Below are 13,518 nucleotides of genomic sequence, written 5' to 3'. Positions count from 1 at the left end.
CCATTTAGGGGTGTCGCCAGCTTAGGAACATTGCGGGCCGCATCAAGCGCGCGGCGTGCGGAATTTGCCCGGTTTTTCCCTGATTCGTGTGCTTTTGCACGCCGGGACGGGCTACAATCACGCGAATTGCCCGCCGACGGTGGGCGGCGCCATTCAGGGCAACGGATTGAAATCAAGACGTTTCAGACGAATTTTAAACCCGTTGACACAGTGTTTCCCGGTTTGCGCCGGAATCCCTGCCCGCGGTAGGCGTATGGCGCTAGATTGTTCCTATCTCGGTTAAAGCTGTTTTGTGACAAAAGCGCGGTGTTTTCTGCGCCAAGCCAATAGGAAAATAGAGCGATGACGCTGTCAGCGCCGAACGGGACATTCACCGGACCTCTGCGGATCGATATTGCTGTGCAATACGACAGCCTTGGCGCAGGGCCGTCGCAACCTCTGGTCGCGCTGGGCACCGAAGCGGGGGACGCGCGCCTGACCCTTGGCCAACTCAGTTCCGGCGACGATCTGTACTTTGAACTGTCTCAGGGCGGGTCGGTGTACCGGCTTGTGGCCGAGGATGCGCTGATCTCCGGTGAAACTGCCAGCTTTGCCGCCGTGATCGACGCCGAGGGCGTCATGGCGCTGTACAAGGACGACACGCTGTTGGCCAAGATGCCCGCCGAGGTGCCACTGGCGCTGCCGGTCGCGGATCTGCGCGGCCCGGCGACGCCCAATGACGCCACGGTGATCGACCTGACAATCGAACCGATCAGCCCGACGATGGCAGGCGGCGACATGGCGATTGTCGCGCACCCCGACGATGACCTGTTGTTCATGAACCCCCACATCGCTGACACCATCGCAGACGGCGACCCGATGACCACGGTCTTTGTCACTGCCGGCGATGCCGGGGACGGGTCCGCCTATTGGGAAGCGAGAGAAATGGGGGCCAAGGCGGCCTATGCCCAGATGGCCGGTGCCGATCCCGCCGATTGGGTGGATGAGACCGTGACGCTGGATGTCGGCGGCGTCGCGTGGGAAGTGCAAAGCAGTTATCTGGCCGATGATCCGCAAGTGCGGCTGTATTTCCTGCGCACGCCGGACGGGATCGACGGCGGCGGCACCGACACCTATGGCTTTGGCAGTCTCGAACGCCTGCTGGAGGGCGATGCCGACCAGATCACCACGGTGGACGGGCTGGTCACTTATTCATCTGACGATCTGACACAGGTGCTGGGAGCGATCATGACCCGGCACACGCCTGATGACATTCTGTTGCAGGACGATTCCAGCGAGATCGAACACAGCGACCACGTCCACACCACCGAACTCGCCGAAGCGGCCCTGCCGCTTTACGGAGAGGACGTGACAGTCACGCATTTCACTGGCTACATCAGCTGGGCCGAGGAAGAGAACCTGACCCCGGATCAGGTCGCGCTGGTCACCGGCGTGTTTGAGACCTACGCCGCCTTTGATCCGTTTGTGACGGATGATGCCGGTGCCCTGCGCGAACCCTATACCGACTGGGTGTTGCGGGAATATGTGACCGAACAATACAGCATCGTCGATGGAGAGCGGGTCGATGGCCCCTTGCCGGAGGACGATCCAGAACCGGTCGATCCAGACCCCGAAGACCCAACTCCAGTTGATCCCGATCCGGTTGAGCCTGACCCCATTGACCCCGCACCCATAGATCCGCAACCCGATCCGCCAGCGCCTGAAGAGCCCGCACCGACGGGCGGCGATCTTTTCGGTCCAAATGGAACGTATTTCCAGTTCCTCGCCGGAAATGCGGGGAAATGGGAGGTTGCGGCCCCAACTGAACCGGCACCAGACCCCGTTGACCCAACGCCGATTGATCCCACGCCAGTTGATCCGATCCCCGATCCTGCCAGCGATCCTTTCGGTCCCGGCGGGCTGTATGAGCAACTGATGCTCTCGGGCGGCGCGAAATGGGAAACGCTCGACCTGCCCGACGAAGACGATGTTTTAGACGATTCGGTTGAGGTGCTCTGACCGGCCCGCCCGCCGCGCAACACCCCCTGATTGCCCTGCCCAAACGGCAACAGATCATGCCACATGTCGCCTTTGGAACATGCTCTGGACATTTCTGTCTAGTCCGATCCGGACCCGCCGCCTAGCCTGACTTCAAAGCATTGAAGCCAAAGAGGGTAGGACATGAACACTCATTACCGCGTGGTTGTTATTGGCGGGGGCGTCGTGGGCGCGTCTGTGCTGTATCATCTTGCGAAACTCGGTTGGCGCGATGTCTGCCTGTTGGAACGCGCGGTCCTGACCGCCGGGTCGTCGTGGCACGCGGCGGGCGGCATCCACGCACTGAACGCGGACCCGAACATGGCCGCGCTACAGGCCTATACCATCGACCTGCTGCCGGAGATCGAAAAGGAATCCGGCCAGAACATCGGTCTGCACATGACCGGCGGTCTGACGCTGGCGGGCACGCCCGACCGCTGGGAGTGGCTGCAATCGGCCTACCGGGTGTTCCAGTCTATCGGCATCGAGGATTGCGAGTTGCTGACTCCGGAAGAGGCGCAAAAGCGCTGTCCGATCATGTCGACCGACGGCATCCTTGGTGCCATGTGGGCCGATCGCGAGGGCTATCTGGACACCACCGGCACGGTGCACGCCTACGCAGGTGCCGCCAAAAAGCGGGGGGCCACGGTCCACGAACACACCAAGGTGCAAGCGCTGGAACAGACCGCCGATGGCTGGAAGGTTGTGACGGATAAGGGCACGATCACCTGCGAACATGTGGTCAACGCCGCTGGCCTGTGGGCCAAACAGGTCGGCCGCATGGCAGGCATAGAACTGCCGGTCTCACCCCTGAAACATCATTATTTCATTACCGACACCGTGCCCGAAATCGCCAAGCTGGACTTTGAGGTGCCAATGACCGTGGACCTTGAGGGGTTCACCTACACCCGGCAGGACCAGAACGGCCTGTTGGTGGGCATCTATGAGGTCGACCACGAGCACTGGGCGATGGACGGCGCGCCGTGGGATTACGGGATGGAGCTGTTTCAGGAACAGACCGACCGCATCGAAAAGGAGTTGATCTGCGCCTATGAACGCTATCCCGCGCTGGAAAATGTCGGGATCAAGACATGGGTCAACGGCGCGTTTACCTTTTCCCCCGATGGCAACCCGCTGGTCGGCCCGGTGCGCGGCAAGCGCGGTTACTGGTCCGCCTGCGCGGTCATGGCGGGGTTCCTGCAAGGTGGCGGTGTCGGCAAGACGCTGGCCGAATGGATGATCCACGGCGAACCAGAGGCCGACGCATGGTCGATGGACGTGGCGCGCTACGGCGATTTTGCGCAGAACAAACGCTACATCCAGGAAACCACCGGCCAGTTCTATTCGCGCCGTTTCGTGATGACCTACCCGAACGAACAACTGCCCGCCGGTCGCCCGTTGAAAACTGCGCCGGCCTACACGGCCATGTCCGATGCGGGCTGCAAATGGGGCGTCAGTTGGGACTTGGAGGTGCCTTTGTACTTTGCCCCCAAGGGGTTTGAGGAAACACCGACGCTCAAACGGTCCAATGCCTTTGACATCGTGGGCGCGGAATGCCGCCATGTGCGCGACAAGGTGGGCCTGATCGACATCACCGGCTTTTCGCGGTTCGAGGTCACAGGCCCGAACGCGGAACACTGGCTGAACCGCATCATGGCGTCGAAACTGCCGGCACCGGGGCGCGCGAGGCTGGCCCCGATGCTAGCGCCGGATGGGCGGCTGAAAGGCGACCTGACGGTGTTCAACTGGGGCGACAGGACATGGTGGATCATGGGCAGCTACTATCTGCGGGCATGGCACATGCGCTGGTTCGAGGATCACATGGACGCGGGCGTTTCGGTGCGCGATCTGGGCGATGAGGTCTGCGGCTTTGCCCTGACCGGGCCGCGCTCGCTGAAGGTGCTGGAACAGGTTTGCGCCGGGGCCGCCGATCTGCCCTTCATGGGCTGCGCGGCGCTGGATGTGGGCCTGTTCCGGGCGCGCGTCGCGCGCATGTCTGTCGCTGGTGAACTGGGGTACGAGATCAACGTCCGCTACGGCGACCATATCAAGCTGCGCGAGTTGCTTCTTGAGGTTGGGGCGGATCAGGACATCCGCGAATACGGGTTCAACGCCATGCTGTCGCTGCGGCTGGAGAAATCCTTCGGCATCTGGTCGGCGGAATTCACCCAAGGGTATACGCCCGGTGAGACCGGCATGGACCGCTGGATCGACTGGGACAAACCTGATTTCATCGGCAAAGAGGCGGCTCTGGCGGAACGCGACACCGGGGCCAAACGCCGGATCGTGACGTTGGAGGTGGACAGCATAGACGCCGACGCCAGCGGGTATGAGCCTGTCTGGATGGATGGCGAAAAGGTCGGCTTTGTGACCTCGGGCGGATACGGCCATACCATGGGCAAATCCTACGCCTTGGCCATGGTCAGTGCCGACTCGGCGGCAGAGGGCACAAACCTGTCCGTGCACGTCGTCGGCGTTGAATGCCCGGCCCGTGTGATCGCGCCCTCACCCTATGACCCGGCGGGCAAGGCCATGCGCCCAAAGGCGGGCGCGTCGTCATGAGCACGCTTACCGAAAACACCGGTCGTCGTCGCCGCAAACGCGGTGGCGATACGCCCACCGCCAAACGCACCGTCAACTATCGGCAGCTCAAAAACCCCTTTACCCCGCAAACCGTCTTTACCGAGGACCGCGTGGCGGCGATCCACGACACTTCTCTAAAGGTGCTGGAGGAACTGGGCATCAAGGTGCTGCTGCCCGAGGCGCGCAGGCTGTTTGGGCAAGCGGGCGCGCGTGTCGATGAGGACAGCCAGATGGTCTACATCGGGCGCGATATTGTTACTGCGGCGCTGGCCTCCGCCCCGCGTCAGTTCACCCTGCACGGCGGCGCGCCGGACCGACATATTGACATGCAGTTGGGCAGCCTTGCGTTCCAGTCCGGGGCAGGGGCACCGAACTGTTCCGACATGTTGCGCGGTCGCCGCCCCGGCACCCTGCGCGACGTCGAGGAACTGACCAAGCTGGTTCAGCATTTCGACGCCATCCAGATGCTATCACCGGGGGTGGAGCCGCAGGACATCCCCGTCCACCTGCGGCACTACGCCTTTACCCGGATGCAGCTAAGTGTCTCGGACAAGGTGCCGTTTGTCTTCTCACGCGGGACCCCACAGGCGCTGGACGCGTTTGAAATGATCGCCGGGTTTCGCGGCCTATCTGACGACGATTTCCGCGCAAATCCGCATTGTTACACGATCATCAACACCAACTCTCCGCGCCAGATCGACATTCCCATGGCGCAGGGGTTGATCGATTTTGCGCGCCATGGGCAGCCTTCGGTGGTGACGCCGTTTTGCCTGATGGGGGCCATGGCGCCGGTCACGGTGGCGGGGGCGATCACCCTCAGCCATGCAGAGGCGCTGGCCGGGATCACCCTGACGCAATTGGCCAACCCCGGCGCGCCGGTCTGCTACGGGGCCTTTGCCTCTAACGTCGATATGAAAAGCGGCGCGCCCGCCTTTGGCACGCCGGAACAGGTCAAGGCCAGCCTTGCGGCCGGGCAACTGGCGCGGCTGATCGGCCTGCCGTGGCGCAACGCCGCCGGATGCGCCGCCAACACCAACGACGCTCAAGCCGCGCATGAGACAGAGATCAGCGCTTGGGGCGCGTTGTTGTCGGGGGCAAGTATCATCATCCATGCGGCGGGCTGGATCGAGGGCGGTCTGACGGTCAGCTATGAAAAGCTGATCACCGACATGGAGATGGTACAGGTCATGGCGGAACTCTGTGCCGCCACCCCGGCCGAGGACGCCGACATCGGCTTTGACGCACTGGCAGAGGTACAGCCGGGCGGGCATTTCTTTGGCTGCGCGCATACGATGGACCGCTATGCCACCGCCTTTTACGAACCCTTGGTGGCGGATTGGACCAACTTTGGCACTTGGACGGAACGCGGCGCGCGCGACGCCAACGACCGGGCGCGTGACCTCTGGCAAAAGATCCTGTCAGACCACCGCGCGCCCGCCAATGCCACCGGCGACCGTCTGGACGGTCTCGACGCTTTTATTGCCAAACGCACGGGTGAGGGCGGCGCGCCGCCCGCCGACTGATGGCGGAAGACGACCTCCCCGGCAATATCAAGGTCACGCGCGCCGACTGGCTTGGCGCGGCTAGGGATCTTCTGATTTCGGACGGCGTGCAGTCGGTCAAAGTGCAGACCATCGGCGCGCGTCTTGGCGTGTCGCGCTCATCCTTCTACTGGTATTTCCAGAGCCGCCAGGACCTGCTGGATCAACTGCTGGCGGAATGGGAGCGCAGCAACACCGGCGTCATGATCCGTCACGCAAACATGCCCGCTCCAACGATCACCGCCGCAGTCAATAACTTCTTTCGCTGCGTGGTCGATCCCGATGGGTTCAATCACCAACTGGACTTTGCGGTGCGCGAATGGGCGCGGCGTGATCCAGCCGTGCGTAGTGTGATCGACCGGTCCGACGCGGCGCGCCAGCAGGCCATCGCGGGCATGTTTATTCGTCACGGCTATGACCCGGCAGAGGCCGACATTCGTTCGCGGGTGCTGTATTACCAGCAGATCGGCTATTACGCGCTGGAGCTGGCCGAAACGGTCGAGGACCGCCTGTCCCGGGTCGAGGGCTACCTGTACTGTTTTACCGGCGTTCACCCCTCTGTTGCAGAGGTCGACGAGTTCAAACGCTACGCCCGCAGCCGTGAGACGTGATCCCGGCGCGCCTGTCTGACTGGTCAAATACAGGGCGGGACGGCCTGCATGGCAAGTCCCCGCCGAAACCCGCGTAATTGTGACTCACCTTTGCAATTTGCTTCTTTGCGCCCGCGTAACATCTTATAGGGTGGAAGCATGAAAATAGGGCTAGATATACCATTGCGCGCCGACCGGCGTCGCGGCACCGCGCACGTCGATCTGCGCGGGCGGGCGCTGCTGCGCGGCACAGTTTTTGCCGCGTTGACCGGCCTTTGTCTGGCGCTGCCGTTCCCGGCGCAAAGTTTTGACAGCCTGACGTTCAGCGTCGCGGGCCCGGATGAGGACACGCTGACGCGCAGCCTGCGCAGTGCGTCGATTCTGGCGCAGCTGGAGCAGGATGAGGACAAGGCCCCGCAAGACGTTCTGGCCGCCGCGCAAGGCGACTATGCGCGCCTTGTCGAGGCGCTATATGCGCAGGGCTACTATTCGGCAGTGGTGCGTATCACGCTGGACGGGCAAGAGGCCGCAACCATCCCGCCTTTCTCCGTACCCAAACGGATCGACAAGGTGCGGGTGCGGGTCGAACCGGGGGAGTTGTTCACCTTTGGAAAAACGCAGGTCGCGCCGACAAATAAGCGCGTACCATTGCCCGAAGGGTTCGTCGCTGGCGCACCCGCTCAGGCCACAGTGGTCCGCGACACCGCGCAGGCCGCGATAGAGGGGTGGCGTGCCGCGGGTTACGCCAAGGCCGAAATTGCCGACCAAAGCATCACTGCCAGACACGCGGCTGCCAAGCTGGACGTGGCATTGGCTGTGGCCAAGGGGCGTCAATTCCGCTTTGGCGAGGTTCTGATCACGTCAGACAGCGCTGTGCGTGAGGCGCGTATTCGCCAGATCGCCGGTGTTCCGCGTGGCGAAACCTTTGATCCCGTCGCGGTTGAGGATGCCGCGCAACGTCTGCGGGCTACCGGCACCTTTCGGTCCGTGACTGTGACAGAGGCCGATGAGGGCGGACCGGACGACACGCTGGACCTATTGATCGAAGTGACCGACCGCAAGCCGCGTCGTTTTGGCTTTGGCGCGGAACTGTCGTCGTCCGAGGGGGCAATGCTGTCGGCCTTTTGGCTGCACCGGAACCTGTTTGGCGGGGCCGAACGGCTTCGGGTCGAAGGGGAGGCCGCGCAACTCGGCGGCTCGGGCATGAAACCCGATTATGACGTCACCGCGCGTTTTGAGAAGCCGGCCGTCTACGGCCCGAATACGATGTTCTTTGCCACCACTGGCCTCAGCTACGACGATGAAGATGACTACATCGACCGAAACTTTACCTTCGGCCTAGGGGTGACACGCGCGTTTTCCAAGCAGGTGACCGGAGAAGTGGGCATCTCCTACAGCCGCTCGAATATCACCGACCTGTATCTGCCGGGCGATCCGACGCGGTTGCTGACGGTCCTGTCACTGCCGACTGCCGTGACCATCGACCGCCGCGACGACAAACTGGACCCGACAGAAGGGCTGTATCTGCGCGCAGAGCTGGAACCGTTTGCCATCGTCAATACGGGCGAAAACGGTGGGCGCTACGCCTTTGATATTCGCGGCTACCGCGCCTTTGGCAGCGAAGAGTCCGTGGTGCTGGCAGGCCGGTTGCAACTGGCGGGCATGTTTGGGCCAAGCGCGGCTGACGCGCCGCCTGATTATTTGCTCTATTCCGGCGGGGGCGGCACCGTTCGCGGCCAGCCTTACCAGTCGCTGGATGTGGATTACTCTGGCACCCGGCTGGGCGGTCGCAGCTTTGCGGGGATCTCGACAGAGGTGCGCGTGGATGTGACCGACAGCATCGGCGTCGTGGGCTTTGCCGACGCGGGCTATGTCGGCGCAGAGAGCTTTCCGGATGGCAGCGGAGACTGGCATGCGGGCGCGGGTCTAGGCATTCGCTATGCCACTCCCGTTGGGCCAATCCGCTTTGACGTGGCCGGGCCGGTGGCGGGCGACACAGGCGAAGGCGTTCAGATTTATATCGGGATCGGGCAGGCATTCTGATGCGTTTTTTTCGAGTTCTCTTGGTGCTGGTCCTGTGGCCGGTGGCTCTGGTCGCGCAAAGCGATGATCGTGGCTATATTCAGGGTCTGCTGGAGGACGCGCTGTCCGACGCAGGCCGTGAGGTGCGGATCGAGGGGTTCGCCGGGGCGCTGAGTTCACGCGCCACCATCGACCGGATCGTCATTTCCGATGAGGACGGCGTTTGGCTGACTGCCAGCGACGTGGCGATGATCTGGACCCGCACCGCACTGGTGCGCGGCGCGGTCGAGATCGACGAGATTACCGTCGGCCGGATCGACATGCCGCGCCTGCCGGTGCCGCTGGCCACGGATGCGCCGCCCTCGCCAGAGGCACGCAGCGCGTTCAAGCTGCCGGAATTGCCGGTCTCGCTGAATCTGGCACAGCTGGACCTGAAAGAAATTGCGCTGGGCGCGCCGGTGGCAAAAGAGGCGCTTGTTCTGCGGGTGCAGGGCAACGCGCAGCTGTCTGGCGGTGAAGGTGACGCCACCTTGCGGATCGACAGGTTGGACGCGGGCGGCAACCTGCGGCTCGCTGGGGCCTATAGCAACAGCAGCCGGGTGCTGCGCATCGACACCGAATTTCAGGAACCGGCGGGCGGGCTGGTGGCCAGAATGCTTGGCTTGCCGGATGAGCCTTCGGTGGCGCTCAGCCTCAAGGGCGACGCACCGATTGATGATTTCGCTGCGGAACTGGTGCTGGCCACGGATGGCGAGGAACGGCTGGCAGGCGACATCGTGCTGCGCGCCAATGGCGATGCGGACACACAGCAGGTTTCACTGGATATTGGCGGCGACCTTGCCCCGATGCTTGCCCCGGCCTACCGAGAGTTTCTGGGTGATGACATCCGCCTGCGGGCCGATGCGACACGTCAGGCCGATGGGGCCGTCGCACTGGAACAGTTGAGCCTGCGGGCCGATGCGCTACGCCTGACCGGCTCTGCCGCCATCGCGGGCGATGGCTGGCCGCAGAGGTTGGCATTGTCGGGACAGATCGTGCCACCCGATGGCGAAGTGGTGTTGCTGCCGCTGCCGGGGCAAAAGGTCTATATCGCGGGCTCGACGCTGGAGGGCAGCTTTGACGCCGACGCGGGCAATGGCTGGCAGTTGAGCCTTGATGCCACCGGGGTCACGGCTGATGCCGGGCGCGCCGACAGACTGGTGCTGAGCGGCACAGGTGAGATTGACCGCGCCGCGTCCCGTGTGACTGGCGGGCTTCGTCTGGCCGCCGGTGGTCTGGCCCCGGCGGAACAGGCATTGGCCGAGGCGATTGGCACGGCCCTGCGCGGCAATTTCGATTTTGACTGGCAACCCGGCGCACCACTGGTGCTGAGCGGGCTGGACCTGTCTGGGGCGGACTATGGTCTGACCGGCTCTGTCACCGTGGGAGAGGCCGAAACCCTGAACCCGCGCGTGACCCCGGACATTCGTCTGGCGGCCGAGGATCTGTCGCGGTTTGCCGCGCTGTCCGGCATCGCGCTGCGCGGCGCGGCCGAAGTGGCAATCACCGGCGCGGTCCTGCCGGTCACAGGCGGTTTCGACCTCAACATTGATGGCACCACGCAGGGGTTGGGCACCGGCATCGCGCAGGTCGATCCGCTGATTGCCGGGGTTGGCAGCCTGCAACTGGCCGTCGTCCGCGACGAGACGGGACTGCGCGCCGATCGGCTGTTACTGATCACGCCAGAGGCCCGGATCGAGGGCAGCGGCACGCTGGCCACCGGCGCCAGCAGCCTGCGGGCTGACGCGCGCATTCGTGAAACTGCGTTGGTCCTGCCGGAATTGTCCGGCCCGACTACGCTGGACCTCAGCGCCGATCAAAACGGTGATCTGTGGACGCTGGAGGCGGATGGTGCGCTGGCGAATGCGGGGCGTCTGATCTATGCGGGCACCGTCGATCTTGGGCCCGAGGTGCCAAAACTGTCCGGACGGCTAGAGGCGGCGATCTCACGTCTGTCGGCCTTTTCTGACCTCGCCGGGCAGTCGCTGAACGGCTCTGCGGATCTGACTCTCAACGGTGAGGGCCGTCTGGATGGCAGCGCCTTTACCGTCAGCGCAGAGGGGCGCACGACGGACCTGCGCCTTGGCCTGCCGGACATCGATCCATTGTTGGCGGGTCGCACTGCGGTGAGCGTCAAGGCGGCGCGCACCAGCGGTGGGCCGATCACCATCGACCCACTGACGCTGGACGGGGTGATTGACGCGCGCTTTGTTGGTACGGTCACGCCCGGCGGCCTGCAGGGGCCTGCGGTGGACGGCCGATTGACGGCGGATATGGCATCGCTGGCGCCTTTGACACGGTTGTCCGGGATGGCCCTGCGCGGCGCCGCCCAGATCGAGGTGCAAGCCGCGGGCGGAGTGCTGAATGGCCCGCTGGACCTGTCGGCGGTGGTGCGCGGGCAGGGGCTGGGCGTTGGGATCGCCACCGTGGACCCGTTGCTGGCGGGCAATACGCGGCTGGACCTGACTGTCGCACGGCAGACCAATGGTGCCTACAGCATCAGTGAGGCCATGCTGGACGCCAGCGGCATCGACGGGCGCGTGACCGGCAGCTACGGACCCGGGGCGGCGGCGGATTTGAACCTTGTGATTGCCTTGGCCAACCTAGGCGCCTTGGTGCCAGACCTGCCGGGGTCCGCACAGGTCACCGGCAGCGCACGGCGTGATGGTGGCCCCTGGCAATTGTCGCTGGACGGGTCCGGTCCGGGGGGCATCGGCGCGCGGGTGAACGGTACGGCGGCAGAAGATTTCAGCCGGTTCGACCTGAACCTGAACGGCTCTGCGCCGCTGGCGCTGGCCAATGGGCGGCTGGCCCCACAGGTCGTAAACGGCATCGCCAGTTTCGATCTGGGTCTGAACGGACCGCCGCAGTTGTCGGCCCTGTCAGGCGTGATTTCGACCGAGAATGCGCGCTTTGCTGCGCCAGCGCAGAATATCATCCTTAACGATCTGACTGGGCAGGTGCGCCTGTCAGGGGGGCGGGCCGAACTGGGGTTCTCCGGGGCCTTGGACAGCGGCGGGCGAGTCGCCCTGGAGGGGCCCGTGACGCTGGCAGCCCCGTTCAATGCGGCGCTGGTGTTGCGCCTGCGCGACGCGGTGGTGCGCCAGCCCGATCTGTTCGAGACGACGGCCAACGGAGAGGTGCGCATCGACGGCCCGCTGACCGGGGGCGCGCGGATCGGCGGCGTTGTGGATCTGGGAACGGTCGAGGCGCGGATACCCAACATCGGTGCCAGCTATGCGGCGCTGGACGGGCTGAAGCATCAGGGTATGCCGCAAGACGTGGCGCTGACCCTGCGCTTTGCCAGGATGGACGGGGCCGCCGATGCGGCAACCGGGCCAGCGGTCAGTTATCCTTTGGATCTGACCGTGCGGGCGACCAACCGGATCTTTGTGCGCGGTCGCGGACTGGATGCGGAACTGGGCGGAACGCTGCGCCTGCGCGGCACAACGTCGGACATCGTGCCGGTGGGGCAGTTTGATTTGATCCGGGGCCGTCTGGACCTGCTGGGCCGTCGGTTGGATCTGACCGAAGGCTCTGTTGCGTTGCGCGGCAGTTTTGACCCTGTGGTGCGCTTTGTCGCCACCACGCGGGTAGAGGATACAGACATCACCATCACCATCGAGGGGCCTGCATCCTCGCCGGAACTGGTGGTGGGCTCTGTGCCGGATCTGCCGCAGGATGAGGCGCTGTCGTTTTTCCTGTTTGGCCGCTCGGTGACAGAATTGTCGGCTCTGCAGGCGGTGCAACTGGCCTCGGCGGTACGCACTCTGTCGGGGAGCGGCGGGCTGGGCCTGACGGAATCGCTGCGCAGCGGGTTGGGGGTGTCAGATCTGGACATTGGCACCGCCGACGACGGCACGATCGAGGCCCGCGCGGGGGCCTATCTGGGTGAAAACCTGTACAGCGACGTGACGGTGGACGCCAAGGGCAAGAGCGAGATCAACCTGAACCTGACGGTGAACCCCAACGTGACCGTACGCGGGCGGCTGGGGTCCGACGGAACCAGCGGCATCGGCGTGTTTTTTGAGCGCGATTACTGAGCGGAATTGGTGAATTGGGGACGGGGAACGGCGCTCGACGCAGCCTGTGGCTGCGACGTCGCCCCGCCCACCGTCCCCGGCCACAGGTGCGTTTGCGGTCGGTGTGGCAGCCGCGATGTCGCTGGCTCTTTGGATTGATGGCAGTCTAAACGGACTACGGCCGGCGCTCTTGCGAGGCGCCGGCCGTTGGTTTGTTTGGGTATCAATGACGGTACCGGGGAGCCGTCATCAGGGGCAGGGGCTGCGCCTGTCAGCGCACCACCAGCACCGATTGGTTCGCATGGCGGACCACACGGGCGGCATTTGGCCCGACAAGGTAATCGCGCAGTTCCGGACGGTGCGCGCCGACGACAATTGCGTCGGCCTTGATTGCATCCGCGGTGCGGATGATCTTGTCATAGACCGTGCCCTGTTCGATGTGCAGATGGGCCTCCATCCCCAGTACCGTGTCCACCCATTTGTGCAGGGCGACCCGCGTTTCCTCTAGTACGGATCCGGCGAAATCACCGCTGAAGGCGGAACCAACCAGCGCAAAGCCCATGTTGGGCACCACGCTGATGACATGGACCTCTGCCTGGCACATCCGTGCCAAGCCAGTGCCGTATTGGGCGAGCTTGGCGGCGCCCGTTTCGTCGTTCAGGTCAACCGCCAGAAGGATCTTGCTATACATCTTGTCTCTCCTTG

At 64.0% G+C, this 13,518-nt stretch carries 7 protein-coding genes; 6 read left to right on the top strand and 1 reads right to left on the bottom strand.

The genetic code is table 11. The features are described 5' to 3' along the window. The first annotated feature begins 342 nt into the window (after positions 1 to 342). From ANTHELSMS3_RS20235 to ANTHELSMS3_RS20210, 6 genes are all read left to right on the top strand, one after another. Positions 343 to 1,998, top strand: a complete 1,656-nt coding sequence (locus ANTHELSMS3_RS20235) for a PIG-L family deacetylase (RefSeq protein ID WP_094036444.1) — start codon at positions 343 to 345, stop codon at positions 1,996 to 1,998. 162 nt (positions 1,999 to 2,160) lie between these two features. Then, positions 2,161 to 4,578 carry a GcvT family protein gene (locus ANTHELSMS3_RS20230; RefSeq protein WP_094036443.1) on the top strand — a complete coding sequence of 806 codons (2,418 nt, stop codon included), beginning with the start codon at positions 2,161 to 2,163 and terminating at the stop codon, positions 4,576 to 4,578. Then, positions 4,575 to 6,122: a trimethylamine methyltransferase family protein gene (locus tag ANTHELSMS3_RS20225; protein ID WP_094036442.1), complete on the top strand. Its 1,548-nt coding sequence runs from the start codon at positions 4,575 to 4,577 to the stop codon at positions 6,120 to 6,122. Before ANTHELSMS3_RS20230 ends, ANTHELSMS3_RS20225 begins: the two co-directional genes overlap by 4 nt. Beyond that, positions 6,122 to 6,751: a TetR/AcrR family transcriptional regulator gene (locus tag ANTHELSMS3_RS20220; RefSeq protein WP_094036441.1), complete on the top strand. Its 630-nt coding sequence runs from the start codon at positions 6,122 to 6,124 to the stop codon at positions 6,749 to 6,751. The genes ANTHELSMS3_RS20225 and ANTHELSMS3_RS20220 overlap by 1 nt, the downstream gene beginning before the upstream one ends. A 138-nt stretch (positions 6,752 to 6,889) precedes the next feature. Continuing rightward, the gene (locus ANTHELSMS3_RS20215) at positions 6,890 to 8,773 is read left to right on the top strand and encodes an autotransporter assembly complex protein TamA (RefSeq protein WP_094036440.1); all 1,884 of its coding nucleotides are present in this window, start codon (positions 6,890 to 6,892) and stop codon (positions 8,771 to 8,773) included. Beyond that, positions 8,773 to 12,834, top strand: a complete 4,062-nt coding sequence (locus ANTHELSMS3_RS20210) for a translocation/assembly module TamB domain-containing protein (protein WP_094036439.1) — start codon at positions 8,773 to 8,775, stop codon at positions 12,832 to 12,834. The genes ANTHELSMS3_RS20215 and ANTHELSMS3_RS20210 overlap by 1 nt, the downstream gene beginning before the upstream one ends. Before the next feature lie 250 nt (positions 12,835 to 13,084). Here ANTHELSMS3_RS20210 and ANTHELSMS3_RS20205 read toward each other — a convergent pair whose 3' ends face one another. Beyond that, positions 13,085 to 13,504 carry a universal stress protein gene (locus ANTHELSMS3_RS20205; protein ID WP_094036438.1) on the bottom strand — a complete coding sequence of 140 codons (420 nt, stop codon included), beginning with the start codon at positions 13,502 to 13,504 and terminating at the stop codon, positions 13,085 to 13,087. Positions 13,505 to 13,518: the final 14 nt, after the last annotated feature.

Origin of the sequence: Antarctobacter heliothermus (assembly GCF_002237555.1) — a bacterium.
In the GTDB taxonomy this organism is placed as follows: Bacteria; Pseudomonadota; Alphaproteobacteria; order Rhodobacterales; family Rhodobacteraceae; genus Antarctobacter; species Antarctobacter heliothermus_B.
This window is presented reverse-complemented; position numbering and strand designations above follow the sequence as displayed.

Excerpts from the sequence above, each read along its gene's own strand:
- ANTHELSMS3_RS20215 (WP_094036440.1), top strand. The coding sequence starts at position 6,890 with ATGAAAATAGGGCTAGATATACCATTGCGCGCCGACCGGCGTCGCGGC.
- ANTHELSMS3_RS20225 (WP_094036442.1), top strand. The coding sequence starts at position 4,575 with ATGAGCACGCTTACCGAAAACACCGGTCGTCGTCGCCGCAAACGCGGT.
- ANTHELSMS3_RS20205 (WP_094036438.1), bottom strand. The coding sequence starts at position 13,504 with ATGTATAGCAAGATCCTTCTGGCGGTTGACCTGAACGACGAAACGGGC.
- ANTHELSMS3_RS20210 (WP_094036439.1), top strand. The coding sequence starts at position 8,773 with ATGCGTTTTTTTCGAGTTCTCTTGGTGCTGGTCCTGTGGCCGGTGGCT.
- ANTHELSMS3_RS20235 (WP_094036444.1), top strand. The coding sequence starts at position 343 with ATGACGCTGTCAGCGCCGAACGGGACATTCACCGGACCTCTGCGGATC.
- ANTHELSMS3_RS20220 (WP_094036441.1), top strand. The coding sequence starts at position 6,122 with ATGGCGGAAGACGACCTCCCCGGCAATATCAAGGTCACGCGCGCCGAC.
- ANTHELSMS3_RS20230 (WP_094036443.1), top strand. The coding sequence starts at position 2,161 with ATGAACACTCATTACCGCGTGGTTGTTATTGGCGGGGGCGTCGTGGGC.